The 26,482-nt window shown below is 53.4% G+C and carries 25 protein-coding genes; 13 read left to right on the top strand and 12 right to left on the bottom strand.

Annotated elements, in window-relative coordinates; translation table 11 throughout:
• Positions 1-64 precede the first annotated feature (64 nt).
• Positions 65-1,357, top strand: coding sequence for a phosphopyruvate hydratase (gene eno, locus H627_RS0101565; protein WP_027827504.1), 1,293 nt, complete (start codon positions 65-67; stop codon positions 1,355-1,357).
• Positions 1,358-1,462: 105 nt separating this feature from the next.
• Positions 1,463-3,016, top strand: a complete 1,554-nt coding sequence (locus H627_RS0101560) for a ClC family H(+)/Cl(-) exchange transporter (RefSeq protein WP_027827503.1) — start codon at positions 1,463-1,465, stop codon at positions 3,014-3,016.
• Here H627_RS0101560 and H627_RS0101555 read toward each other — a convergent pair.
• A complete protein-coding gene (locus H627_RS0101555; protein ID WP_027827502.1) occupies positions 3,013-3,459 on the bottom strand; it encodes a hypothetical protein in 447 nt (148 codons plus the stop codon). The genes H627_RS0101560 and H627_RS0101555 overlap by 4 nt on opposite strands.
• Before the next feature lie 157 nt (positions 3,460-3,616).
• Here H627_RS0101555 and secG point away from each other — a divergent pair, with 157 nt between their 5' ends.
• The 3 genes from secG to smpB all read left to right on the top strand — a co-directional run bounded on the left by secG (position 3,617) and on the right by smpB (position 7,001).
• On the top strand, positions 3,617-3,853 hold the full coding sequence (gene secG / locus H627_RS0101550) for a preprotein translocase subunit SecG (protein ID WP_027827501.1): 237 nt from the start codon (positions 3,617-3,619) through the stop codon (positions 3,851-3,853).
• Between the two features lie 232 nt (positions 3,854-4,085).
• Entirely contained in the window at positions 4,086-6,500 is a 2,415-nt protein-coding gene (gene rnr, locus H627_RS16520) for a ribonuclease R (RefSeq protein ID WP_081674541.1), read from the top strand.
• A 21-nt stretch (positions 6,501-6,521) separates the two neighbouring features.
• Entirely contained in the window at positions 6,522-7,001 is a 480-nt protein-coding gene (smpB, locus tag H627_RS0101540) for an SsrA-binding protein SmpB (RefSeq protein WP_027827500.1), read from the top strand.
• 81 nt (positions 7,002-7,082) lie between these two features.
• On the opposite strand, the gene H627_RS0101535 is transcribed toward smpB, so the two are convergent.
• The 6 genes from H627_RS0101535 to H627_RS0101510 form a co-directional block, all read right to left on the bottom strand.
• Positions 7,083-8,864 (bottom strand): DUF3800 domain-containing protein, encoded by a 1,782-nt coding sequence (locus tag H627_RS0101535; RefSeq protein ID WP_027827499.1) that lies wholly within the window; start codon positions 8,862-8,864, stop codon positions 7,083-7,085.
• A 32-nt stretch (positions 8,865-8,896) separates the two neighbouring features.
• Entirely contained in the window at positions 8,897-10,120 is a 1,224-nt protein-coding gene (locus tag H627_RS0101530; RefSeq protein WP_027827498.1) for an MBL fold metallo-hydrolase, read from the bottom strand.
• Between the two features lie 89 nt (positions 10,121-10,209).
• On the bottom strand, positions 10,210-11,532 hold the full coding sequence (locus H627_RS0101525) for an ABC transporter substrate-binding protein (protein WP_027827497.1): 1,323 nt from the start codon (positions 11,530-11,532) through the stop codon (positions 10,210-10,212).
• 10 nt (positions 11,533-11,542) lie between these two features.
• Positions 11,543-12,361 carry a carbohydrate ABC transporter permease gene (locus H627_RS0101520; RefSeq protein ID WP_035439725.1) on the bottom strand — a complete coding sequence of 273 codons (819 nt, stop codon included), beginning with the start codon at positions 12,359-12,361 and terminating at the stop codon, positions 11,543-11,545.
• Positions 12,362-12,375: 14 nt separating this feature from the next.
• Positions 12,376-13,269: a carbohydrate ABC transporter permease gene (locus H627_RS0101515; RefSeq protein WP_027827495.1), complete on the bottom strand. Its 894-nt coding sequence runs from the start codon at positions 13,267-13,269 to the stop codon at positions 12,376-12,378.
• Complete coding sequence (locus H627_RS0101510; RefSeq protein WP_027827494.1) at positions 13,259-14,320, bottom strand: ABC transporter ATP-binding protein; 1,062 nt, start codon at positions 14,318-14,320, stop codon at positions 13,259-13,261. Before H627_RS0101510 ends, H627_RS0101515 begins: the two co-directional genes overlap by 11 nt.
• A 217-nt stretch (positions 14,321-14,537) precedes the next feature.
• On the opposite strand from H627_RS0101510, the gene H627_RS0101505 reads away from it, so the two are divergent.
• Positions 14,538-15,116, top strand: coding sequence for a GNAT family N-acetyltransferase (locus tag H627_RS0101505; RefSeq protein ID WP_235859322.1), 579 nt, complete (start codon positions 14,538-14,540; stop codon positions 15,114-15,116).
• Positions 15,117-15,218: 102 nt separating this feature from the next.
• Here the strand turns inward: H627_RS0101505 and H627_RS0101500 are convergent, their stop codons facing one another.
• Positions 15,219-15,773: an LURP-one-related/scramblase family protein gene (locus tag H627_RS0101500; protein WP_027827492.1), complete on the bottom strand. Its 555-nt coding sequence runs from the start codon at positions 15,771-15,773 to the stop codon at positions 15,219-15,221.
• Positions 15,773-16,666, bottom strand: coding sequence for a Cof-type HAD-IIB family hydrolase (locus H627_RS0101495; protein WP_027827491.1), 894 nt, complete (start codon positions 16,664-16,666; stop codon positions 15,773-15,775). Before H627_RS0101495 ends, H627_RS0101500 begins: the two co-directional genes overlap by 1 nt.
• A gap of 127 nt (positions 16,667-16,793) precedes the next feature.
• Here H627_RS0101495 and H627_RS0101490 point away from each other — a divergent pair, with 127 nt between their 5' ends.
• The 3 genes from H627_RS0101490 to tsaE all read left to right on the top strand — a co-directional run bounded on the left by H627_RS0101490 (position 16,794) and on the right by tsaE (position 19,056).
• Positions 16,794-17,483 carry a uracil-DNA glycosylase gene (locus H627_RS0101490; RefSeq protein WP_027827490.1) on the top strand — a complete coding sequence of 230 codons (690 nt, stop codon included), beginning with the start codon at positions 16,794-16,796 and terminating at the stop codon, positions 17,481-17,483.
• An 85-nt stretch (positions 17,484-17,568) separates the two neighbouring features.
• Positions 17,569-18,552: a phosphate acetyltransferase gene (gene pta, locus H627_RS0101485; RefSeq protein WP_027827489.1), complete on the top strand. Its 984-nt coding sequence runs from the start codon at positions 17,569-17,571 to the stop codon at positions 18,550-18,552.
• Between the two features lie 27 nt (positions 18,553-18,579).
• Positions 18,580-19,056 carry a tRNA (adenosine(37)-N6)-threonylcarbamoyltransferase complex ATPase subunit type 1 TsaE gene (gene tsaE, locus H627_RS0101480; RefSeq protein WP_027827488.1) on the top strand — a complete coding sequence of 159 codons (477 nt, stop codon included), beginning with the start codon at positions 18,580-18,582 and terminating at the stop codon, positions 19,054-19,056.
• A gap of 122 nt (positions 19,057-19,178) precedes the next feature.
• Here the strand turns inward: tsaE and H627_RS0101475 are convergent, their stop codons facing one another.
• Both H627_RS0101475 and H627_RS16515 read right to left on the bottom strand, forming a co-directional pair.
• Positions 19,179-19,712 (bottom strand): 3'-5' exonuclease, encoded by a 534-nt coding sequence (locus H627_RS0101475; RefSeq protein WP_027827487.1) that lies wholly within the window; start codon positions 19,710-19,712, stop codon positions 19,179-19,181.
• Positions 19,709-20,509, bottom strand: a complete 801-nt coding sequence (locus tag H627_RS16515; protein ID WP_051225082.1) for an exodeoxyribonuclease III — start codon at positions 20,507-20,509, stop codon at positions 19,709-19,711. The genes H627_RS0101475 and H627_RS16515 overlap by 4 nt, the downstream gene beginning before the upstream one ends.
• 152 nt (positions 20,510-20,661) lie before the next feature.
• Between H627_RS16515 and murB the strand changes: the two genes are divergently transcribed.
• Entirely contained in the window at positions 20,662-21,582 is a 921-nt protein-coding gene (murB, locus tag H627_RS0101465; RefSeq protein ID WP_051225081.1) for a UDP-N-acetylmuramate dehydrogenase, read from the top strand.
• Positions 21,583-21,614: 32 nt separating this feature from the next.
• Positions 21,615-23,720, top strand: coding sequence for a Na+/H+ antiporter (locus H627_RS0101460; protein WP_051225080.1), 2,106 nt, complete (start codon positions 21,615-21,617; stop codon positions 23,718-23,720).
• Here the strand turns inward: H627_RS0101460 and H627_RS16510 are convergent.
• Positions 23,697-24,629, bottom strand: a complete 933-nt coding sequence (locus tag H627_RS16510; RefSeq protein WP_051225079.1) for an alcohol dehydrogenase catalytic domain-containing protein — start codon at positions 24,627-24,629, stop codon at positions 23,697-23,699. The genes H627_RS0101460 and H627_RS16510 overlap by 24 nt on opposite strands.
• Positions 24,630-24,807: 178 nt before the next feature.
• On the opposite strand from H627_RS16510, the gene H627_RS0101450 reads away from it, so the two are divergent.
• On the top strand, positions 24,808-25,344 hold the full coding sequence (locus H627_RS0101450) for a helix-turn-helix domain-containing protein (RefSeq protein WP_027827484.1): 537 nt from the start codon (positions 24,808-24,810) through the stop codon (positions 25,342-25,344).
• 33 nt (positions 25,345-25,377) lie between these two features.
• A complete protein-coding gene (locus tag H627_RS0101445) occupies positions 25,378-26,466 on the top strand; it encodes an ABC transporter ATP-binding protein (protein WP_027827483.1) in 1,089 nt (362 codons plus the stop codon).
• The last annotated feature ends 16 nt before the right edge of the window (positions 26,467-26,482 follow it).

The following is a 26,482-nucleotide window of genomic DNA, read 5'->3' as shown; positions in this document are numbered from 1 at the left end:
TTAAATACGGTAGAATGAACTTGAGTCATTGTTTCTACATTGTTTAAAAAGGAGAGATAACCACATGTCTGTTATTACTGATGTATTGGCCCGCGAAGTGTTGGATTCTCGGGGCAACCCCACTGTCGAAGCCGAAGTTTACACTGAACTGGGCGGCTTTGGCCGGGCAATCGTTCCTTCTGGTGCGTCTACTGGTGAACATGAAGCTGTTGAATTGCGTGACGGCGATCCCAAGCGCTTCGGCGGCAAGGGTGTCCTGAAGGCTGTTGCCAACGTTAACGACAAGATTGCTAAAGAAGTCATCGGCATGGACGTTACCGACCAACGTGCTTTGGACCAAGCGATGATCGACTTGGACGGCACCCCGAATAAGGGTAAGTTGGGCGCTAACGCCATCCTCAGTGTTTCCTTGGCCGCTGCTCGCGCAGCTGCTGACGAACTGGGCCTGCCGCTGTACTCTTATCTTGGCGGGACCAATGGTCACGTTCTGCCCACACCGATGATGAACGTTATCAACGGTGGTGCACACGCAGACAACAACGTTGACTTCCAGGAATTCATGATCATGCCGGTTGGGGCTAAGTCGATCCACGAAGCTGTTCGGATGGGTTCTGAAACTTTCCACACCTTGAAGAAACTGCTCGAGGAGCGGGGTTACATGACCGCTGTTGGTGACGAAGGCGGCTTCGCACCGGACTTGAAGAACAACGAAGAGCCTTTCGAAATCTTGGTTGAAGCCATCCAACGTGCTGGCTACAAGCCTGGGGAAGATATTTCCATCGCCTTCGACTGCGCTTCTTCTGAATTCTACAACACCGACACTCATCAATATGAATTGAAGGGTGACGGCAAGAACTATACTGCCGATGAATTCACCAGCTTGCTGGAAGGCTTGATCGACAAGTATCCGATCGTTTCCGTTGAAGATCCTTTGGACGAGAACGAATGGGACGACTGGAAGACTCTGACTGCTCGTTTGGGCAAGAAGGTCCAAATCGTTGGTGATGATCTGTTCGTAACGAACACGCAATATCTGGAAAAGGGTATTGAAATGGGCGTTGCTAACTCCATCCTGATCAAGTTGAACCAAATCGGTACGTTGACTGAAACAATGGAAGCCATCGAAATGGCTAAGGAAGCTGGTTACACAGCTATTGTTTCTCACCGTTCTGGTGAAACTGAAGATACAACGATCGCTGACTTGGTTGTTGCCACCAATGCTGGCCAGATCAAGACTGGTTCCATGAGCCGGACTGATCGGATCGCGAAGTATAACCAATTGATGCGGATCGAAGATCAACTCGGCGATGCTGCTGAATACAAGGGCATCAAGAGCTTCTACAACATCAAGAAGTAATAATCGCTTAACCCTCTGGTGACGATCAGGGGTCGACAAACACCGCGGGCCGGCGCCACCAGTCTGCGGTGTTTTTGTCTGAACTTTTGAAGGGAGTGACAGGGTGTGGAAACGTCCAAACAGACTCAGCCAATTGATTGGACCCGTTTGATTCTGGTGGGGCGCGGACTGCTGATTGGTCTTTGTACCGGCGCGGTCGTGAGCGCCTTTCGCTGGAGTATCGGTAAAATGCTGGCCGCCACCATCTGGGTCTATCAGCAGGTCCAGACTGGCCACGGCTGGTGGTGGCTGGTGATCATCGGCGGCAGTGTCCTGCTGCCGTTAGGGGCCGGCATCTTGGTTAAGCAGCAGCCGCAGATCAGCGGCTCGGGTATTCCTCAAGTTGAGGCCCAACTGGATGACGCCTTGCAGCTGCACTGGTGGTCGATCCTCTGGCGCAAATTTATCGGCGGCGTCTTAAGTATCGGTCCGGGTCTATTTCTGGGTCGGGAAGGGCCCTCAATTCAGCTTGGCGCCGCTGTCGGCCAGGGTTTCGCGGAAACTACCGGTCAGGCCGGTACCGCGCGCCGCATTGCCATTGCCTGCGGGGCAGCTGGCGGATTATCCGCCGCGTTTAATGCGCCCATTGCCGGTACGTTATTTGTGCTGGAGGAAATATACCACAACTTTTCCCTGCTGGTTTGGCTGGCATCGCTGGCCAGCGCCGTGGCGGCTAACTTTGTCGCCAGTGTGGTCTTCGGCTTGACGCCGGTCCTGCACCTCACCTATGCCAATAGTCTGCCGTTAAATGAATACGGCCATTTGCTGGGATTAGGCGTCTTGCTGGGGCTGCTGGGCGTGGTTTATCAGAAGACATTGCTGGCCATGCCCGGCTGGTACCGGCGATTTGTCCCGCTGCCGCGCTGGCTGGACGGTCTCGTACCGTTTGCAGTCACCATTTTAGTTGGCTTTTGGCAACCGCTGTGGTTGGGCGGGGGAAACGCCATTATCCTGCACATGGGGCAAGTGGTGCCCACCCTCGGATTGTTGCTGGTCTTATTCGCGGTCCGCTTTGCATTGTCCATGGTCGCTTATGGATCCGGTCTGCCCGGCGGGATTTTTCTGCCGATTCTTAGTCTAGGCGCCGTATTGGGCGGTATTTACGCCACCGTGATGATCATGCTCGGCTGGCTGCCGCGGCAATACTTCATTAATTTTGTCATTTTTGCCATGGCTGGCTATTTCGCCGGTATTGGCAAGGCGCCGTTTACGGCTATTCTATTGATCACTGAAATGGTGGGATCACTCGTGCACCTGATGCCCTTGGCCGTGGTATCCCTCGTGGCTTATCTGGTAGTGGACGTGCTGCACGGGGCACCAATCTATGCCAGTTTGCGCGACCGGCTCAAATTGCCCGCTGGCACGCAGGGACCAACGGGCAAACGGGCGCATATTGAAATTCCGGTGACGGTTGGTTCGCGGTTGGAAGACACTTCGGTGCGTGATTTCCGTTGGCCGAAAGGCACTTTGCTGGTGGCAATTCGGCGGGGGGAACAGGAATTGGTCCCCAGCGGCGATACCTTGATTCATGCCGGGGATACGCTGTTAGTGGCAGTGGACGCCAGCATGCGCGCAAAAGTCAAAGAAGAGCTCACAGCGCTGGTCCAGCAACGGCACTAGTGATTATCGCTGGGATCGGCGGCGATGTAATGCTGCTGCACTTGGCTATCCCAGTTAGCGACCAGATCGTCGTACCGGTGGAGCTGAATATAGAAATATACCGCGTCAGCAAAGGGCAGAAAAAGAACCAGCATCACCAGCCGCAATGGCAAAAAGATCCCCGCAATATGAATCAGCAGCAAAAAGGTAACGATTTTACCCACCCGGCGCAAGATTCCGCGGCCATCACGGAGCACATAATCTTTCCAGAACCGATGACTGACCACCGGGCCGCTGAGCTCAAAATGATCACCTGGGCGGCGTAATTTGTCCTTTAAGGCAAGAATCCGGCGGCGAATCGTGGCCAGGGTCTGCAATCTGACCCGGACCGCCAGCCACGCAAAGAATAGGGTCATCACCGTGAGAAATGTCGTTAATAAAATGGCGAGCATTGTACTGGTCATTATTCGTCCGCTCCTTCTATTCTAAGTTGTCCCCATCATACCCTATTTTGGCCCGCCGGGGGTGCTAGCCGAATCGCCCATGCTAGACGGCGGCCCGCGTAGTGTGGTACGATAAACAAGTAAATTTAGCAATCCGGAGTGAAAGCAGGTTCTATACGTGTATAATCTCGTTATGACGTTACTCATTATTGATTCCATTGCCATCGTGATCGCGGTCATGATGCAGCCGACCAAACAGCAGGATGCGCTGAACGCCCTTTCTGGTGGCGGCGGCGAGCTTTTTGGTCAACAAAAGAAGCGGGGCTTTGAAGCATTTATGGAGAAAGTGACGGCCGTTTTAGGCTTTCTATTCTTCGTATTTGCGTTGATTCTGGTCTACCTCGGATCAAAATAATCTAATGGATACAGAGGCTGGAACACAACGTTGTCGGCGATGACAGACTCGCATGCTTTTCCTAGTCGCGGAACACAAGCCAGCAATTTCTGCTTAACGCAACAAGGGGCAAAGCCAAGGTACGGCTTTTGCCCCTTGTTGTCGTGAACGCACATTTTTTCGGCCTCATTTTTCTTTGCACAAATGAATTCTGGTGGGGTGCCACCAAGTAAGAAGGACGGTAAACAGTTTAATGAATGAACACGATGAATTAATTGCGAATGTCTACGACATCTTTGGCAGTCATCCAGAGACCCAATATACGGTCGAGACATTAGCCAAGATCATGCACTTAGGCGGCGCGGCAGCCTTCAAAAATATTGTGAAGGTCCTGACCGAACTGGAAAACGACAAGCGCATCACACCTCAGGGTAACGACCGTTATCAGCTGACCCCGATCGACGAAGTCGTTACGGGTGTTTTCCATGGCCACGAGAAGGGTTTCGGCTTTGTCTCTTATGATGATGAACAACCGGATATCTTTATCCCCAAAGGCAAGACTGATACGGCCATTGACGGCGATACGGTCGTTGTCACGATGGTCGGTCCGGGCAATCCTTGGAAGAAAAAGGGCCCGGAAGGCTATATTTCCGGTGTCGTCGAACGCAAAATCACTCGTCTAGTCGGTGAGTTTGTCCAGTATTCCGACGCAGAAGCTAAGAAGACGGGTCAGGTCGGTTATGCATCCAGTCACGAAAAGAAATTGGCCCAATATGTGATTTTCCTGTCTAATGAAGGTATCCATCCCCAAATGGGTGATATGGTCTTAGTGGAGATCACTAAGTATCCCACAGCGAAGACACCGACCCAGATGGAAGGGGTCGTTTTGAAGACCATTGGGAATAAGAACGAGCCCGGGGTCGACATTCTGTCCATCGTTTACGATCATGGATTGCATGATGAATTCCCCCAGGAAGTCCTGGATCAGGCCAATAGTATTCCCGATACCGTGCAGCCGGAAGAAAAAATCGGCCGGCGGGATATTACGGATCAGCCGATGGTCACCATCGACGGTGATGATTCGAAGGACTTCGACGATGCCGTGGCGGTTTGGAAAATGGATAACGGCCATTATCATTTAGGCGTCTCTATCGCCGATGTGTCCCACTATGTCACTGAGGGATCGCCTCTGGATAAGGAAGCCTATGATCGCGGGACCAGTACCTATTTGGCCGATCGGGTGATCCCGATGCTGCCGTTCCGCCTATCCAACGGAATTTGTTCCTTGAATCCCGGAGTAGAGCGCCTGACCTTGACCTGCGACATGGAAATTGATGGTGAAGGTCACGTCGTGAAGTATGATATTTATCCCAGTGTGATGAAGTCAGCCGCCCGAATGACATACAACAACGTGAACAAAATCATCGAAGATCGCGATCCAGCACTGCGGGAACAATACGCCAAGCTGGACGACATGTTCGACACCATGGGCGAATTGCATAAGATTCTCTTTGCCATGCGTCATCGCCGCGGGGCTATCGACTTTGAAGACACTGAAGCAAAAATCATTGTGGATGAAAACTCTAAGCCAGTGGATATCGTCTTGCGTGAGCGGGGGACGGCAGAGCGAATGATCGAAAGCTTCATGCTGGCGGCCAATGAGACCGTCGCAGAGGCCTATTACAAGAAGCATGTGCCGTTCTTGTACCGGGTGCACGAAACGCCTGATGAAGATCGGATCCAATCCTTCTATGAATTTGTGTCGGCTTTTGGGATTCATCCTAAGGGCGGCACAGAGAACGTGAAGCCCAAGGCCTTGCAGGATCTGCTGGCCCAGGTGGAAGGTACGCCGCAAGAGGCAGTTGTCAATATCATGATGCTGCGCAGCTTGAAACAGGCCCATTATTCCGATGAACTGCTGGGCCACTTTGGTTTGGCGGCCGAGTATTATACCCACTTCACCTCGCCCATTCGCCGGTATCCGGACTTGTTCGTGCACCGGATGATCCATGAGTACGCGGCTAATGGCACGACCCAGAAGGAAAAGGATAAGTTCCACGAGATCCTGCCAGATGTTGCATTGCAATGTTCGACCCAAGAGCGCAAAGCAGTCGACACGGAGCGGGACGTGGATGATCTGCTGAAGACTGAATATATGGCGGACCAAGTCGATCAAGAATTCGATGCCGTCGTCGCTTCGGTCACCAGCTTCGGAATGTTCATTGCGCTGCCGAACACCGTTGAGGGTCTGGTCCACATTTCGACGATTGGCGACGACTTCTACTCATTCGATGAGAAGCAGTTAGCCTTGATTGGCCGATCGACCCATAAAATGTACCGGATCGGCCAAGACGTCAAAGTTAAATTGGTCACAGCTAATGTGACGCTGCGCCAGTTGACCTTTGAATTAGTCCTGAGCCCAGAGGATCAGCAGCGTGCGGATCAGCGGCAGAAGCGGATGGCGCAATACGGCAATTCCGGCAACTACAGCGGTCCTCGCAAGACCACTGGCGGCAAGCCGAATTTCCGCGGCAACAATAACAACAACCGCGGCAATCGGAACACCAATAATAACAACGGCGGCAAGAGCGACGACGGCTTCAACCGGCCGCGGGTCGTGCGCAGCAACAATAGTAATAATCATCGTCGCAATCAGAACCATAAGTAACAGAAAGAAAGGTGCGTCGGCATGGCCAAACGTAAAGAGCAAAAAAAGCCGGCCAACCAGCTCGCCCAAAACAAAAAGGCCGGTCACAATTACGAGATTCTGGAAACCTACGAGGCGGGCATTGCTTTGACCGGGACAGAGATCAAGTCCGTCCGTGAGGGTAAAATGAACCTGCGGGACGGATATGCCCGGGTCCGCAACGGTGAAGTATGGTTGGAAAACGTGCATATTTCGCCCTATAAGCAGGGAAATCAGTTCAATGTCGACCCGTTACGCAATCGCAAGCTGTTGTTAAAGAAGCGTGAGATTGCCAAACTGGCGGGCGTCGTCCAGGAAAAAGGGATCGCCATTGTGCCCTTGAAAGCTTACCTGAAACATGGCTACGCCAAGATCTTGATTGGCGTGGGCAAAGGGAAGCACGAGTATGACAAACGTGAGACCCTGAAACGCAAGGAACAGGCCCGGGATGTCCAGCGCGCCCTGAGCCAGCGTTATGATTAAACAGCATGGTGCATGGACCATGGACAGTAAAAAAGCCAAACCTCGTTGCTGAGAGGTTTGGCTTTTTCTGTGCGGTTCGAATTAGTCGATGGCCGCCGGAGTGATATTGTTCTTGTCGGCCCACTGTAACGTCTTCTCCAGCATTGTCCGGGCAGCGGTCAGTTGACCATGCTTGTCCTTGATCTTCAATGTTGGAATACTCTTCTCGGCATTGTGCACCGCTTCGAGCAGATCAGTAATATTTTTCAAGGTCTTGCGGGGTTTGCCGGTGATCAGCTGGCCCTTCATCTTGCTGGGCAGAACACTGAAGATGATCGTGGTGATCCCCTTTACTGTGTCCCGGTATTCGTCCTGTTGGGCACTGGTTGTGTTTGCCAGGACGGCAAGATTTAACGGCAGAAGGTCGTGAACAAAGTCATTGACCTTCTCCATTTCAGCGACGCGCACCCGAGGGGCATGGTCGCTGTCATCCGTTGACTTAGCGTCGGCCTTCACTTCAGTTGCCGGTGCAGCAGATGTTGTTTCTCGGTTATTTGCTGTTGTCCCATGCTGATTATTGGTGAAGTATTGGGTCGAAGTGGGTACCGGCCGGCTCAAGTGGGCGTCCAGCTTGTGGATAACCGGCTGCTTACGGCTAGGTGTTGGCTGCGGGGCAGTGCTGCCGGCAGTATTATTACCATTACCATGGTTGCTATTGGTGTCTGCGGTCGAAGCAGGCATCTGCGCTGCGGGCGCCTGAATCTGTACTTGCGGTGTCGGAGCCGATTGCGGTGCGGCAGAAGCGGCTTGGGTGGACGGGCTGCTAGTGGAGACAGCGGCGGCCGGAGCGGCTGTGGTCGTTGTTGCCGCAACGGCCGTTGGCTGTTCGTCCGTCGCAGTGCTCGGCAGGGCGCTGTAGTTGATCCGCTGATCCTGCAAGCCATAGAAGTACACGAATTGTTGGGCCATCTCGGAATTATCGTGGTTGAACGGGATCAAGTCGATCACCGGATCAATGGACTTCGTAGCGACCCGATTGAGGTAGTTGGCTAAGAAATCAGCCAGCTGCAAGCCCAGCCGATCCTTGGAGTCCGCACTGGTAATGTAGATGCTGGACCGTTGCTGGTATTTCAGCAGCAAGTGCTTTTGCAAGCTTTCCCGGACCATCCGCAATTGATTCTCGTCAATGATCGGCGAGTGATCCATGGTGATGGTCAGGTTCAGTTGCGGCAGATGTTTGCCGGCCAAAGTGTGGCCAATCAATTCACTCAGCAACCGGATATACGGGAAGGTTTGGGAGAAACGTTCGTTAGCATTGTTCCGGGTCAGCAGGACCGGAACCTTTTCGGTCTTCAAACCGGCGTAATCGATGTATTTATCGTGGCTCATCTGCAAGATCTTGACGATATTTTCGTTCGTCTTGAAATGGGCTTTGACTTCGTCGCCTTTGTCCCAGCCAAACGGATAAAGGGCATCTTGGAATTTCTTCAAAGAGCTCGCTTCTTCCAATTGGGGCACCAGAATACCGCTGACGACGATCAGATTGTTGCCGCGGCCCTGTTGTTCAGGATCAAAAGATTCATCCATGTAGATGGAATAGTCTGTCAGCACCGGCGCGGGTTCTTCCACGGTGGGCGCCTTGGCCGCGGGGGCCGCTGCCTTTTCTTCACTGGGGGCCGGTTGGGCGGCTAATTCCTCGGCCACTTTTTCAAAATAAGCTTCCAAAATGCCGCGGTTCTTAGCGCCCGGTTGAGTCCGGCCGGTCAAGTAGGATTGGAGGCTGGCGTAGGAAATACCAATATCAACCGCCAGATTTTTCGTGGACTCTTTTGTCCGTAATAATTCTTGTTTCAATTTTTCAGGCAATGTATCGTTTGTTGCCATGCAAAATTCCTTCTTCCGTGTTTTCGATAAATTTAAAATTCGTAGTACAAATCCCGTTCAGGGAGTAAGACGTCACTATACGTTGGGGCTAACGCATCCGCCATTGCTTGGGGCTTAAAGGTGTGCCAGGGAACCACATACATGGCGTGAACGCGCTCGGCCAGGGTGATCAAATCTGCCCGCTGAGCATGACCGGTGGCTGATAAAAAAGTGAAGGGAATATCAGCGGCTGCCAGGAAGTCCTTCAACTGCGCAAAACGGGGATCGTAATCACCCAGCGGCTCGCCGTTGGAGTGCAGATAAACAGCCGGTCGGGGGAGGGCAGTCAGTCGGGCCAGATGGGCATAACTGTTTTGCAAAACAAACCGACCGGGATTCGCTTGAATTGCTGCCATGGTGTCCGGACCAAACGTCGTGAGCGGCGTGTCCGGGGCAAAGGCATGCAAGACGGCAGCAAATTCCGGTTCCCAAATGATTGGCCGATCAGCCTGGCGCGCAATTTTGTCTAGGGCCAGCAACCGTTCCACGTTGCGGGGATAAACATTCAAAATAAATTGGGTCGCCGGCTGATCGTGCAGCAAATCTTGAAATTTAGCGGCAAGCGTTGCTTCAGTTAAGGGTGTCGCCGGCTGGTCTGCATCTTCTACAGGAACCGGGGCAGAAAAGCTGAATGTTGTCCCTTCCAGCATGAATACTTTGACCCGCCGAGTTTTCAGCACTCTAGACCAGTTTAGCACGCGGTCGGCGTGGGGTCCATTCAAACGGACGTCCCCGCTATGGGCAAAGCATTGGCGGCCATCATCCACCAGCAGCGCCATCGCTCCGACCGTATCGTGATCACTGGCAAAGCCGGTGACCTGTAAACTGCCCACTGTTAAGGGCTGTTCGTAGGGCAAGATATGCAAATTAGCGACGGGTGCTTCCATGTGCTGGGCAATCAAGACTTGATAAAGCTGATAAGCGTCGGGACTCAGATAGATGGGGATGTCCCGTTGCAGATACTGCAAAGCCCCCATGTGATCGATGTGCAGGTGGGAAATAAAGATGGCCTCGTGCTGAAACTTGTCCGGCAGCTCAGGATGGAACAACTCGGGCAGGTGGGGCAGCTGATGCTGGGCAATCATATTGTCAATGGATAACTGCGGATCAATGGTGGTGACGCCGAAATCCATGATTACCCGGGAATCCCCCTGGGCGATTTCGACAATATTTCCGCCGATGGTGTCTAAACCGTTTAAAAACCGTAACGTAGTCAATGCCAGGATCCTTTCTGATTAAAAAGGGCCAGGCAACGCAATCGTTACCCAGCCCGCGGTCATTATTCAATTCTTCTGCGCGCAGCAGATTATTGCTTGTTGGTCTTGATGATGTTTTCGGTGGTGGCTTGCAACTTAGTCAGCGTTGCCTTCGGGTCGGCATTCTTCGTGATCATCTGATCGACTGCTTCCAGCAAATCGTTCCGATATTCAGAAAAGCCTAAGAAGGCAGTGGACTGGAAGCCATCATCCAAGGAATCAACAGCGGCTTGGTTGTAAGGCTTGTCCTTCAAATACTGTTTGAAGTCGGTGTCATCCATTGCGGATTTGCGCAGCGGCACATAGCCGGTGGCCATGGCCCATTTTGCCGTTTCCTTAGAAGAAAGCAGGAACTTCATGAACTGCCAAGCACCTTTCTTCTGATCGGCGCTGGCACTCTTGAACATGACGATATCGTTCCCGGCGATTTCAGTGGCCTTCTTGCCCTTGTAACTGGGCAGCGGCATTGTACCCCACTTGAGGGTCTTAGGCGCCTGAGCGACCATCTGGGTGACCCCAGCAGAGGAGCCAGCGTAGAAGGCGGCCTTGCCTTGGATGAAGCCTTGGGTGAAGTAGTTATCTGCACCGGCGGTCTTGGCGATCTTGTTCTTCACCATGTTCTGGATCAAGTTGGCAGCTTCCAGCGTATCCGCAGTGTCCAGGTTAACTTTCAGTGTACCTGGGGCGATCAGCGGATTGCCGGCTTGGCGGGCTAAGCCCTCGAATTCCATGTCCCAGGACCGGTCAAAGCCCATCCCGTAGATGCCGTCTGCCTTCAGCTTATTGCCAGCCGCGACGATGTCATCCCAAGTCTTGGGCTTGGCAATGCCGTACTTGTCCAGGATGGCTTGGTTGTAATACAGGATCCGAGTCGACTTGGAGAAGGGGATCGAATAATACTTGCCTTCGTACTTGGAACTCTTCAAGAAGGCGGGGTAAATATCCTTCAAGTCGCTGCTGCTCAGCTTATCGCTGCCCTGCAGCATGTAGTTATCCAAGGGTTCGATCAAATTGCTCTTGCTGTAATCCGGTACGGTGGTGTAAGTGGTCTGCGAAATAGTCGGCAGGTTGCGGGACTTGGCGGCAGCCATGATCTTTTGCTGCAGCGCCGTATAGTTCCCTTGGGCGGTACCTTTCACGACATATTTCGATTGCGACTTGTTGAAGTCGGCGATGATGCTGTTGATTGCCTTTTGATAGGGGCCGTTCATCCCATGCCAGAAGGTGATCTCCACTTTTTTATTATCAGTGGTGCTGCTTCCCTTGCTGCTGGATGAACTGGAATTGCTGTTTCCACACCCGGCCATGACCAGGGCGGCTAATACTACGGTGACAGTCGAGGCCATGACTTTCAACCAAGTATGCTTTTTCATCAGTTTAAACCTATCCTTTCAATCCTGAATTCGAAATCCCTGCAATAATGTATTTTTGCAGGAAAATGTAAACAATGACCATTGGAATGATAACAAATGTAGACGCCGCCATCAACAGGGCATAATTTGTCCCAGCATCCGTGGTGAAGGCCTGCAACCCCACGGGCAGGGTGCGCATGTTTTCATCATTGGTGACGATCAGCGGCCACATGAAGGCGTTCCAGGAGCCGATGACCTGCAGCACCGTGACCGCGGTGATCGTGGATTTGGACATCGGTACCAGAATATGCCAGAGGAAGCGCCAATCCGAGGCACCATCGATTTTAGCGGCGTAGTATGTCTGATCCGGCACCGAATTGAACGTTTGGCGCAGGGTAAAGACGGTGAAGAAACTAGCCAGCCACGGCAGGATCAAAGCGCCGTAAGTGTTGACCAGGTGCATGTTCGACAGGGTGACAAAGTTCGGGATGATCAGCATTTCGCCGGGGATCATCATCGTCCCCAGAAAGATCATGAACACGAGATTGCGGCCCCAGAAGTGCAGCTTGCTAAAAGCAAAGGCGGCCAAAATGCTGGTGAACAATTGGCCCACTGTCGTAACGGTGGTCACGATCACTGAATTCACGAAGTAGCGGGCAAAGGGGGCAGCCTTAAACGCTTCCACGTAGTTGCCCCATTGCAGCTGCTTCGGGATCCAGACCGGCGGAATTTGCACCGTTTCCGGCTGGGTCTTCAGAGAAGTTGACAGCATCCAGAAGAAGGGCAGGATCATGATGAGGGCACCCAATGTCAAGATGACGTAACGTAAAACTGATGCAGCTTTTTTCATGATTTTCTCCCCTCCTAATAGTGGACGTGCTTGCGGCTATACCACAGCTGAATCAAGGTGACGAATAGGATTAGGAAGAAGAGGACCACGCCGCTGGCGGCGGCGATGCCGTACTTCCATTCGGTGTAAAACTTCTCGTATAAGTAGTACACGATGGTCAAGGCCGACTTCGACGGACCGGATGATCCTTGGAACAAGGCGAAGATCTCATCGAAGACTTTGAAGGAGCCGATGACACCGTTGACCGTCACCAGGAAGGTGATCGGGGATAACAGTGGGAGCGTAACGTTGGTGAATTGGCGCCAAGCATTTGCCCCATCAATTTCAGCCGCCTGGTAATAGCGGGTGTTGATGTTGTTCAGGCCCACCAGAAAAAGGACGATATTGAACCCGAGACCTTTCCAAATTGACATAATGATCAGCGCCGGCATGGCCCATTTTGGATCATTCAACCAGTTGATCGGATTGACGCCGACCAAGCCCAGCAGATAGTTCAACAGACCGTAATCGGAATGGTAGATCCAGTTCCAAACTTGAGCGATAGCCACGGTACTGGTGACAAAAGGCAGGAAGTAGATCGTCCGAAACGCGCCAGCCAAGAATTTGATCTTGTTCAAGAGCAGGGCAATGGCCAGGGAAATGATAATGTTCAGCGGCACCACCCCAATGACGAAGACCAAGGTGTTGCGGACGGCCAGATGGAAATCCGGATCGTTCCACAAGTAAGTGAAATTACTGAAGCCATAAGCCGAAACAATATCATTATAGAAATCGTATTTCGTGTAGAAACTCATCAAGAACGACTTGATGATCGGGTAAATGTTGAACGTGATCGTAATGACCAGCATCGGCAGCAAATACAGCCAGCCCTTGATGGTGGATTTAACGGTAGGTTTTTCATTCAGCATGATCATCACCGCCAAAGATGCGTTTGCCGTCCGCGTCGAAGAGGAAGAAACCTTTCTTTTCCAGAGTGAAATCAAGTTCCTGAGTATTGTGCGGCAATTGCCCCATTTCGGTACTGATCAATTGCAGATCGTTATAATCCAGCTTGGCTGTGGATTCCCGGCCAAATTGGTCAAATTCGATAACCTTGCCGTGCAGTGTGGTCAGCGGATCAAGGGCCCGCTGGGGCAGCGTCAATGCCTCCGGCCGAATGCCGGCCGTTTGCGCGCGGCTTAAGATATCGTCTGAAACAACGCCGGCTAAATCATGGCTCAGGGCACTGGCCGGAACAGAATTGATTACTGGTTCGCCAATAAATTGGGCGACAAACAGATTATCCGGACTGGCGTACAGTGTTTTGGGCGTGCTGAATTGTTGAATATGGCCGTCATGGAGGACCATGATTTGGTCGGAAATGTGCATCGCTTCATCCTGATCGTGGGTAACGAAGACGGTGGTGACGCCGGTTTCCCGTTGGATCCGGCGGATTTCTTCCCGCATCTCGATCCGTAAGCGGGCATCCAGGTTGGATAAGGGTTCATCCAGCAGGAGGATGCTCGGCTCCTTGGCTAAGGCCCGGGCAATCGCGACCCGCTGCTGCTGGCCGCCGGACAGCTCGCCGGGCTTCTTATCCAGTTGGTCGTCCACGTGGACCAGGGCGGCGAGTTCGTGGGCCTTCTTGGCCCGGTCAGCCCGGGACAGGCCCGCCATCTTGAGCGGGAATTCGATATTCTTTTGAACCGTCAAATGGGGATAGAGGGCGTAGTTCTGAAAGACCATCCCGACCTTGCGGCCTAAGGCGTCTTCCTTGGTAACGTCAGTATCGCCAAAATAAATCTGGCCGTGAGTCGGGGCGAGCAGCCCCGAAATCAGCATCAGCGTCGTGGACTTGCCGCCGCCGGAGGGGCCTAGCAGACAGACTAGGGATCCCTCCTGGATGACAAAGTTCAGATGCTTCAAAATGTCGCGCTTGCCGTCATAAGACAGCGTCACGTCCTTAAAAGTTACTTGCAAAAGTGTTCTCCCCTTCGCTGAGTATGCTTGGTGCTGGATCAACAGATAACAAGTGCTTATCGTTCCGCGAATGTTGGTGCAGAAACATAACGAATCATTAAGGATTTTACCGCATTTGAGCGGTTTTGACCACCAAAGAGACGCTGGTATCAAGCGGTTTTTGCACCGTCCGCCGTTGGCAAGGCGTGCTAAATCGATTAAACTGGAAAACATAGGAGTGATCAATGTGATTCGGATGGCTAAAAAAAGCGACGGGCCAGCAGTGCTGCCCATCGTTAATCAGATTTTTGAAGAAATGGAATTAAAAACAATGGCGAAGATTCCCCAGGATATCTTATTCAAAGAATTGGCCATTGCCTACCAGACAGAAAATTATCGGTATAGCTACCGGCGCACCCTGGTGGCGACAGATGACGATGATCAAGTGGTCGGCGTCGCCGTCGGGTATCCGGAAAGCGATGAAGCTCACGTGGATGATGCACTGCAGGCACTGTGGCCCAAGATCGGCTTACCGGCAGATTATCGGTTATTTACCGATAAGGAGGCTCGGCCGGGCGAATGGTACTTGGATTCGCTAGCCGTGGCGCCAGCGGCGCAGCATCATGGAATCGCGACGTCGCTGCTGCAGGCTCTGCCGGCGCATGTGCTGCGGACAACCGGGCTGCACCGGATTTCGCTGAATGTGGATCTGACCAATCCGGGAGCAGAGCGGCTGTATACGAAGAACGGGTATCGCAGTATTGGCGACCAGATGATTGGGGATCATCAGTATCACCATATGGTGCTGGATATTTAAGTTGAAAAAGAGACTGAGACTGACCATATTTCAAGCGTACCGAGTGTCAATGCAGAGCATTAATACTCGGTACGCTTGAAAGGGTTCTAGTCTCAGTCTCTTTTATTTCCGCCGGTGATGGTGGTACGGGGTGAAGTCGTCCCCGAGGACATAGCCGCGTTTCTTTGGCCGCAAGAGGTTGCGGACGCCGGAGCGCAGGCGGACTTTGCGCCAGCGGTTGAGCACCGCAGCGACGAGCAGGGCAGGAACTTCGTTATCCGGGTGGAAAACGTCGACGACATAGTAGTCGGCGTCAGTGACGGTGGATAGGGTATCCACGACCATCACTTTCCGGTTGCCGTGGAAGCCGGTGTAGCGATTCTGGGTCAGGTCGCCGACCAGCAGCCAGTTTAGACCGCTGACAAAGATGACTTCCCGCCAGATCCCGACGATCCGGTTGATCTGGCCGACAGTCTCTTCATGGCTGGTCAGCGTGTAATTCGGCAATAACCCCAATGAAGACTGGCGAGCTTCGCCCAGCGTCTCCGCGCTCAAGGACAGGACCCGCACGCCGTTCAATTCAAACGACCGGAGGGATTGAATGAGATAGTGGGGGGTGTTTTTCTCATCCGTTACCCGGACCAGGGCATTATGCTCGGCGGGGACATAGAAGCGCATCAGACGCGGGCCTTGGCCTGGGCGGCCGGCTTGGCAGCCAATCCCCACCGAATGGCCTGGGCAACCCCGTCTTGAATATTAGTGGCTGTCACGTACTGAGCAATTTTTTTAATGGCCGGGACCGCGTTGCCCATGGCGACCCCCATACCGGCGCTGGCGATCATCGATTCATCATTCAAGTTATCGCCGATGGCCATCACGTCGGTCATGGCGTAGCCGCGCAGTTTCGCCAGGCGGGCCAGAGCCAGTCCCTTTTGGGCTTCGACACTATTGATTTCGATATTGTTTGGCGACGATGACGTAATCACCAGTCCGGCGTTGGCGTCGTACGCCTCCCGAATCGGGGCGAATGCGGCTTGGCCGCGGCTGTCAAAGACCAGCATCTTGAGTACCTCCACGGTCGGATCCACCAGCAGGCTGTCGAAGGAGTCGACATAGTGGATGTTCATCAGCTCCAGCCGGGCACTCGCCAGCACAACGGCGATTTTGAAGGACGTATCCGGATTCAGCCGGGTCAAGACATCGGCGACATTTTGAATCCGCCGCACTTTGCTCTCAGAAAAAATGCCGCGGTTGGTCACTAATTCATAGTAATAACCCTCTGCCTCGATGTCCCTGCGCAGTTTAGTCACCAGCCCTTGAGGAATGGGCAAATCCACTAGCAGTTCACCGGTTTCACTGAATACGCGGGCGCCATTCAAGGTAATGAAGGCTGGTTTCACCGTGAGATCGGCCACCAAGGGCTGTGCTTCGGTGAGCCCGCGGCCCGTGGCTACGACAAACTCGGCGCCAGCCTTGGTGGCTTCTTCAATAGCCGCAATGTTGCCGGGAGAAACAGTCATTTTGTCATTCAACAGCGTGCCGTCCATGTCGGAGGCAATCATTTTGAGCATGGCGATATTCCTTTCTTTGAGGCTTAGCTTAAAACGTTCTCAATCCATAGTTTAGCACATTCGCACCAACCCGCGTCTTTCCCCGGGCGGCGCTTTTTGCTATAGTTTGCAATAGAGGTGAAGGTCAGTGAAAGTCTTGATCCACAACGATTGGCAGGAAGTATTGGCCAAACAGTTTGCGGCCCCGTATTATGGCCGGTTACATGAGTTTTTGAAAGAAGAATACAGCCACCATACGATCTATCCAGAGATGCACCATATTTTTCAGGCTTTTGAGTGGACGCCGTTCAGTCAGGTGAAAGTGGTGATTCTCGGTCAGGATCCGTATCATAATCCCCATCAGGCCCACGGTTTGAGCTTCTCCGTCCTGCCCGGGGTGCAGATCCCGCCGTCTTTGCAAAACATCTATAAAGAACTGCAAGATGATCTGGGTTATCCGCCGGTCCATCATGGCTATTTGAAGAGCTGGGCCAAACAGGGCGTGCTGCTGCTCAACTCGGTCCTGACGGTGCGTGCCGGGGCCGCTTTTTCCCACGCCGGCAAGGGCTGGGAACCGCTGACGGATGCCGCTATTAAGGCGCTGTCTGCTCGGGGCGGGGTAGTCTTTATTCTGTGGGGCAACGCGGCGAAAAAGAAGATTCCGCTGATCGATCAAGAGCGCAATCGGATCATCAGCTCAGCCCATCCCAGTCCATTATCGGCCAGCCGGGGGTTTTTCGGTTCCCATCCATTCTCCCGGGCCAATGCCGACTTGAAAGAACTGGGCGAGAGCCCAATCAATTGGCAATTACCGGAAAAACCGGATATTGACGACTAATATACTAGGCAAGAGAGCGATTTCAAGGTATCATTGAGGGCATAACTAAGTCGCCGGCACTGCCGGTGTTGGAGGTCAACTATTGATGGATTTATTCGCAAGTTTACAACAGAAAATTCAAGGCAAAGACATTCGCATCGTATTCCCCGAAGGAACTGAACCCCGGATCATTGGCGCGGCGGCTCGCTTGAACGCGGAGCGCTCAGTGACGCCGATCCTGCTCGGTGAACCGGCGGCGATCCGAGCAGCCGCCGAGAAGGCTGGATTTACGCTGGGCAATATCCAGATTCTAGATCCTAACGACTACGCGGATTTCGATTCCTTGGTGACCAGTTTTGTGGACCGCCGCAAGGGCAAGAATACCAAGGAACAGGCCGAAACAATGCTGCGGGACCCGAATTACTTCGGTACGATGCTGGTATACACCGGCTTAGCTGACGGGATGGTCTCCGGAGCAGTGCACTCCACCGGCGAGACGGTGCGGCCAGCACTGCAGATCATTAAAACGAAGCCGGGCGTTTCGCGGACCAGCGGTGCGTTCATCATGCAGCGCGGGCGGGATGCCGAACGCTATATCTTTGCCGATTGCGCCATTAATATTGATCCCAATGCCCAAGAGCTGGCCGAAATCGCGGTGGCGTCAGCCCAAACAGCCAAACTGTTCGATATCGAGCCCCACGTGGCCATGCTCAGCTTTTCCACCAAGGGTTCTGCTAAGGCCCCGCAGGTCGATAAAGTCGCCGAAGCCACTCAGATTGCCCATGAATTAGCGCCGGATCTGGATTTGGACGGCGAGCTGCAATTCGATGCGGCCTTCGTACCCTCTGTTGGCGAACAAAAAGCGCCTGGTTCTACCGTTGCTGGTAAAGCGACAGTCTTTATCTTCCCAGATTTGCAATCTGGCAACATTGGTTATAAGATTGCCCAACGCTTCGGTCATTTCGAAGCCATCGGCCCGATCCTCCAAGGGTTGAACAAACCGGTCTCCGATTTGTCCCGGGGCTCTAATGAAGAAGATGTGTATAAGCTGGCCATTATCACGGCCGCCCAAACACTGGATCAAGACTAAGAAGGACATGAAAGTGAGGGCACGTTGATGCGGGAAATTATCACCAATGGGGCACAGGAAACAATTCAATTAGGCAAATCGCTGGGAGAAATTGCCGGACCTGGCGACGTGATTCTGCTGGACGGTGATCTTGGCGCCGGTAAAACGACGCTGACCAAAGGCATTGCCCGGGGCCTTTGCATTTCGCGCCCGGTGAAGAGCCCGACGTTTACCCTCATTCGCGAGTATCAGGAAGGCCGTCTGCCGCTGTACCACATGGATGTGTATCGGCTGGAAAATGGCGGCGCCGAAGATTTGGGCCTGGATGAATACTTTGACGGCGACGGCGTCAGCGTCGTTGAGTGGTCGGCGTTCATCACAGACCTGCTGCCGCTAGACTACGTGCGGATTCAAATTGAACGCACCGGTCAAAGCGACGACGCTCGCCGGATTCAGATTTCTGCTCAGGGTAATGAGTATGAGCGGTATGAAAACGTAGCGTGGCATAGCCGCAAGGATAATTAAATAGTTGGCACTATGTCAAAAATCCCCGTGGACTGCAATTGCAATCTTACGGGGATTTTTGATTGGCACAAGCTAGGACGAAATTCCATTTTTACGCATTGGCACGGCGTTCAACGAACTACTCAGACCATCTTCACAAATTTCTTCAACGCATCATCGCCAAAGGCATACTCTTCCTGCAGCAGAATCTGTGCGCAGGCAATGCTATCTGCCAACGCGTTGTGGTGCTGGCGCAAATCGAAGCCGAGGCCGGCGGCGACGGTGTTTAATTTGTGATTGGGCATCTCTGGATAAAACCGGCGCGACGTGCGCACTGTATCGATGAGCAGGTACCGCGGCGGTGTGATTGCGTAACTGGCCAAGGTCTCCCGCAGTACGCGGCTGTCGAACCCGGCGTTGTGCGCGGCTACCAGTTTATCCGGGGCAAAAAAATGGTCGATGTGCGGCCACACTTCCGCGAAGGTCGGGGCATCGGCCACGTCGGCGGTGTGGATGCCGTGGATCTTAGTGTTACGCCAATCCAGCTTGCTTTGGGGCTTGATCAGGGTATAAAAAGAATCGACGATCTGGCTGTCGCGCACCACGACCAGCGCTAAAGAAAGCGCGGAATCGGGCCGCGCATTGGCTGTTTCGAAGTCCATGGCTGTGAAATTCACGCTTGCTGGGCACCTGCCTTTTCTTCAGTCTCGACGGGTTTCAGGGCATCCGTGGTATCCAGCTCCACTGGACAATGGTCGCTGCCCAAAATCGTGGTCAGAATTTGCGCGTCGGTAATTTCCGGCTGCAGTCGTTGAGAGTAGCAGAAATAATCGATCCGCCAGCCGGCGTTACGGCTGCGGGCCGCGAAACGGTAGCTCCACCAGGAATACATCACCTTGGTGGGGTGGAAGTGGCGGAAAGAGTCCAAGAACCGGTCTTTGAGCAGTACGCTGAACCCGGCGCGTTCTTGATCAGTGAAGCCGGCGTTGTGATGGTTGTTCGTCGGGTTCTTGAGATCGATTTCCTCATGGGCCACGTTCAAGTCGCCGCAGAAAATGACGGGTTTGGTTTTATCCAAGTGACTGACATACGCCCGGAAGGCCTCATCCCACCCAGTCCGATAGTCTAATCGCTTCAACTCACCGCCAGAGTTCGGGGTGTAGCAGGTGACCAAGAAGAATTTTGGAAATTCCAGGGTGATCACCCGGCCCTCATCGTCATCGAAATAGGGGGCGATCCCATAGGTAACAGCTAACGGCTTATATTTTGTAAACACTGCCGTACCGGAGTAACCCTTGCGTTCGGCGTAATTGAAGTATTGATAATACCCCGGTGTGTTCACTTCGGCCTGACCCTCGTGCATTTTTGTTTCTTGAATGCAAAAAATATCGGCATCCAGCGCTGTGAAGGTGGCTAAGAAGCCCTTCTTCAGGACGGCGCGGAGCCCGTTCACGTTCCAGGAGATTAATTTCATTTTTTCCACCTCATCAAATAGAATACATGATGCCGGTCCGAAACGTAAGCCCCCAAGCCCGCTGGCCGGATGTGCTAAACTATTGCTGTATACAGTTGTGCCCTATGCAGTAGAGGTATTACTGTTCAGTCTATGCAGATAGGTGGTCGCCCATGTTAGTTGATGTTGATTTTACTGATGTTTTGACCCAGGCCGGCTTTACCCCTTTACGGGATGAGCCTTTATCCAAGTACACATTCACCAAGACCGGCGGCCGCGCCGATTGGCTGATATTTCCCCGTACCCACGAAGAAACGATGCAGCTGGTGCAGCTGGCCGAAAATCACGGGATCCCGCTCACCATTATTGGTAATGCCTCCAATCTGATCGTGCGCGATGGCGGCATTCGGGGGTTGGTATTAATTTTAACGCAAATGGCGCAGATTCGGATTGAAGAAACGGACATCGTCGCCGAGGCCGGTGCCCGAATCATTGATGTGGCCGAAGCCGCATGGCGGGCCGGGCTGAGCGGTCTGGAGTTTGCTGCCGGTATTCCTGGCAGTGTCGGCGGGGCAATTTTTATGAACGCTGGTGCTTATGGCGGCCAAATCGATGAAGTCGCCGCGGCGGTGACTTACTTGGACCGCAGCGGCCATCAGCACCGCGCGGCCGGCGAAGCGCTGCACTTTTCTTACCGGCATAGTTTGATCCAAGAGAATGATGGGATTGTCTTGACTGCGCGCTTCCATTTGCAGCGCGGGGATAAGGACGCCATCCGGGCCCGGATGGATCACTTCAATGCCCAGCGGGCAGCGAAACAACCGCTGGAGTATCCATCTTGCGGCAGTGTCTTCAAGCGGCCGGTGGGGCATTTCACTGGCCCGCTGATTATCAAAGCCGGACTGCAGGGCAAACAGATTGGCGGGGCACAAGTATCTAACAAACATGCCGGCTTCATCGTGAACATTGGTCAGGCCACGGCCTCCGACTATTTGGCCCTGATTGCTTTGATTGAGCAGACAGTCTGGACTAAGTTCGGTGTCCGTTTAGAGCCGGAAGTCCGGATCATCGGCGAAGCGCCAGAACAGAAGTAGTTTAAGCAAAGGACGAAAGGAGCGGTACCAGCATGCAGATCGCCCTGATCGAAGGGGTTATCCTCTTGGTGGGGCTGGTGGTGTTGTCGAACATCATCAGTCACTACTTAGTGGATGTACCCATCAGCTTGATTCAGATCGCCGTTGGCCTGGTACTGGCCCTCTTTTTTGCGGTGAAGATACCACTGGAATCGGATTGGTTCACCCTGCTGTTCATCGCGCCGCTACTCTACAACGACGGGGTGAGCTTCCCCAAGCGCCAATTGTGGGAACTTAAAGGACCAATCATTGCCAACGCCATTCTGCTGGTTTTTGTCGCGACCTTTGTCGGCGGCTTGTTTTTTCACTGGCTGCTGCCCACGATTCCGTTGGCGACAGCCTTGGCTTTCGCGGCAATCATGTCGCCGACGGACCCGATTGCCGTAGAATCCATCGCGCGGCGGGCCAAACTGCCGGATTATATTCTGCATCTGGTGGCTGGAGAAAGTCTGATCAATGATGCCAGCGGTCTGATTGGTTTTAAGTATGGGGTCAACGCCACGGTCAGCGGGGTGTTCCATCCCCAAGCAGCGGTGTTGGACTTCTTCTACATCAGTATTGTGGGGGCAATCGTCGGGCTGCTGCTGGCGTTCCTATTCCGGGCGGGGCAGACAATCTTGCTGGATCACGGGATTTCTGACGTTTTGCTGCACACGATCGTATCGCTGCTGATCCCCTTTGTCGTGTACCTGACGGCGGAGGAGGGCTTCCATGCGTCCGGCGTTATCGCGGTCGTGGTGGCGGGTATTTTTGCCTCCCAGCGGGCAGTCAACTTTTCCGCCCAGCCGGAACTGCGTATCGTGACGCAGCGGACCTGGCAGTTGGTGGTGTATTTGCTGAACGGGATGGTTTTCCTGATCTTGGGGATCGAATTGCCGGTTGCTTTCGGCGAGGCGGTCACCGATCCGGGCATCAATACATTGAATGCGGTGGGAATCGTCATTGCCATGTGGCTGATGCTGGTGGCCATTCGCGCCCTATGGACATATGGGGCGGCTTTGCTCCATTCGTGGCGGGCGGCTAAGAACGCTCGGCCCAGTTGGCGGACGGCCATTCTCAGCGGTTTATCCGGCGTGCGCGGCGCCATTTCCATGGCCGCCGTCTTTTCTTTGCCGATGACGGTGGCTGGGGGCAAACCCTTTCCGGAACGGGCCCTGCTGCTGTTTATTGCGGCTGGTGTCGTCATTTTGAGTCTGGTCATGGCCGCCATTTTATTGCCGATCCTTTCCCCTGGCAGCGGTTTGTTCCGGTCTCGGGGGAGTTCTGTGAACACGGCAGATGAAGAGGCTGATGCTGCGGCGGCCAGTGGTCAGACGATCGGTTTTGCCCAAGCCCAAAGTTACACGTATCGGGTGGCGATTACGGCACTGGAAAGTGAACGACGGCAGGATAACCAGCGGGCAGTATTGGCGATCATCAACGACTATGAGCGCCGATTGAAACAATTGCGGCAGCCCAACGGTGATAAAGTATCACCCCTGCTCGGTGAGAGTCTGCGCTTGCGGATCATCGGCGTACAGCAGGAGCGGCAGGCGTTAGACCACTTATGGCGGCAAAATTTAATTCAAGCGACGACATATCAGCGCAACGTCGCATTACTGCATCAACGGGAAGCTGATTATGCGGCCATGCTGACCAATAATTATCGGATCTGGCGCAGTGCGGGCCGGTTAATTCAGCTGCGCTATCAACAGGTACGGACTCGGATCAGTGCCAGCAATAATCGCAACAGTGCGCATCCGTTTTTTAATGAACAATTATTTGTGGAACGCGAATTAGCCAAGGGCGCGATCAAGGGTATTTCTCGGGTGACCAAAGAACCTGACTTTGCCGAGACGGCGATTTCACCCCAAAGTATTTATGAGGTGATCACTGCCTATCGGGGCCGAATCGCCCAGTTGAAGAGTCTTTCTGCGCCGCGTAATAATCAATTAGCCGATCAAATTAAAGCACTCCGCCAAACCGCTTTAGCGGCTGAACGGAGTGCAGTTCAAGAGTTATTCGAAGCTGGCCGGATCACCCCGGAAGAGGCAACGCAACTGCGCCAGCAAATCAATTTTGCCGAGAATCTGGCACTAAGCAACCGCGATGACGGGTGAAGGCTGATTGGCGGCAAGCAGAGCAGCCGGCAGCTGGTCAAAGGAAATTGTCGGAAAATCTGGGAAAGGTGTCGGCCGTAAATTGGTTGCCAGCAGCTGCCAAAGTTCTGCCCGGTCCGCCGGCAGCAGATGAACGGAATCAATGCCTTGGAGCCGGATGCCGCGCAGAATAAACGGATAGATCGACGTGGTGAGCTGGGCCTGCCCCAGATTGCCCACGGCCACCACCGTTCCGCCGGGAGCGATTTGGGGCAAAATGACACTTAATGCGTCGCCGCCTACGGTATCCAGGGCGGCGGCGTATTTGGCGTGGGCCAAAGCTTGGGCCGGAGCCGGCCAATCATGCGCCGAACTGATCGTGACATTGGCGTAGCGCCGCCGCTGGAGGATTCCAGCAGCAATTTGGCCCACCGCACTATGGCCGCCGGTGATCAGAATGGGGGCGGTTTTGTCGGTCAAGGCCGTGACGCGAAAGAGTTCAGTCAACGCCGCGGCCGCCGTTAAGCCCGCCGTTCCCAAAGCCATTGCTTCTTGGGCAGACAATCCGGTGGGCAGCTGGGTCAAATACTGGATCGGTACTTGGGCATATTCGGCGAACCCGCCGTCCCGGGCCGTTCCCAGGTCAAAACCGGTGGCAATAACGGCCGTACCGACGGGCCACACCGGCTGATTGGAGGCAGTGATCACCCCGGCCAAGTCAATACCGCCCACTAAGGGATAGTCATTACCGGCAATTATTCGGTTTTTCGGATTCAGAGCCAGTCGGTCTTTATGATTGATCCGGCTATATTGCACCGCCACCAAGACTTGATCCGGCGGCAGCGTCCGGGCTGCCGGTAGCGCTTTGTTCACCCAAATCAGCGGCTTTGCGGAATCACCAGTGAATTGCAGGGCTTGGTATGTCGCCATGCCAGGGCCTCCTTTTTCTCGTAGATAATAATCATTATCATTATAACGGAATTTAACGCCAGTTTCGAACTTTTTGTGGTTTTTGCTTGCACTGAGACTGCTGTTCCGTATAATGGTCCGTGTACTAAACTTTTGGTTTAGTGTTACGTAACTGTGACAAAGGAAAGTAGGTCCCACCATGGATATTGGTTCCCGTATTCGGAATCTGCGCGTCCAGAAAAACTTGACCCAAGAAGAATTGGGTGAACGAACGGATTTAAGCAAGGGGTTTATTTCACAGCTGGAGAACAATCAGTCATCGCCGTCATTGGATACCTTTTTTGCCATCTTAGAGGTGTTAGGCACCACCCCGGAGCATTTCTTCGCGGTGGCCGCGGAGCCGACTAAGGTCGTGTACAAGCCTGCAGAACAAACGGTGTACGAGGATGCGGACGAGCACTACACGCTGCACTGGCTGGTCCCGGATTCCAATGAAAAGCAGATGGAACCGGTGCTCTTGACTTTCAGCAGTGCTGGCGCGTTTAAGTCGTTTCCGCCATCACCGGCAGAAACCTTTATCTATTGTCTGCGCGGAACGATCATTCTGCGCTTAGGCGAGCAGGAGTATCAAGCCCAAGCGGGCGAAGCCATGTACTTTCGGGCGGATGCGCCCCATCAGTTGCGCTGTACCGGCCCCTGCCAGGTACTGATCACAGCGACAGATTCCTATTTATAACAAATTGATGCAGGGGGAGGAGTAAATGCCATCATGGCGACACCAATTATCGAATTTCACAATGTTAATAAATTCTTCGGCGACTTCCAGGCGCTGAAGAATATCAATTTTACTCTGGACCAGGGGAAGTTCTATTCTCTGCTGGGCCCGTCCGGATCGGGTAAAACGACCATTCTCCGGACGATTGCCGGCTTTAACACGGTCACCAGCGGGGAGGTCTTGTTTCAGGGCAAACCGCAAAACGATGTGCCAGCCAACAAACGACGCGTGAACACGATTTTCCAAAACTATGCATTGTTTCCGCACTTGAACGTTTTTGACAACGTGGCCTTTGGCTTGTCCATTCGCCACGTCGCCAAGGCGGAGATCGAGACGCGGGTGATGGATACTTTGAAAATGGTTCGGCTGCAGGAACTGGCGAATCGGGAGATCAATGAGCTCTCCGGCGGTCAGCAGCAGCGGGTGGCAATTGCCCGGGCAATCATTAACGAACCTGAATTGCTGCTGCTGGACGAACCGTTGTCGGCGCTGGATAAGAAACTCCGCCAAGACATGCAGTATGAACTGCGGGAACTGCAGCAGCGGTTGGGCATCACGTTTGTTTTTGTGACCCATGATCAGGAAGAAGCCCTGGCAATGAGTGATGAGATTTTTGTCATGGATGCCGGAGAAATTTTGCAAAGCGGGACCCCCGTGGATATTTACGATGAGCCGATCAACCACTTTGTCGCTGATTTCATCGGGGAATCCAACATTGTGAAAGGCACGATGATCAAGGATTACGAAGTCGAATTTGTCGGCAAGCGCTTTGAGTGTGCCGATGCCGGTATGCGGCCCAATGAGCCGGTGGAAATTGTCTTGCGGCCCGAGGATTTGGATGTGACGACCCCCGACAAAGGCAAATTGGTGGTCCAGGTGGATTCCCAATTATTCCGCGGTGATCACTTCGAAGTCGTGGCTTATGATGCGGACCACAACGAGTGGCTGATTCACTCCACCAACCCCGTGGAGGAAGATAAGGACATTGGGTTGTTCTTTGAACCGGAAGATATCCATGTCATGCGGTTCAATGAAAAGGAAGCCGACTTCGATGCGCGGCTGGAAACTTACGAAGGGGAGTGAACCGGGTGAGCAATAC

This window comes from Schleiferilactobacillus harbinensis DSM 16991 (assembly GCF_000425885.1).
Lineage (GTDB): Bacteria > Bacillota > Bacilli > Lactobacillales > Lactobacillaceae > Schleiferilactobacillus > Schleiferilactobacillus harbinensis.
This window is presented reverse-complemented; position numbering and strand designations above follow the sequence as displayed.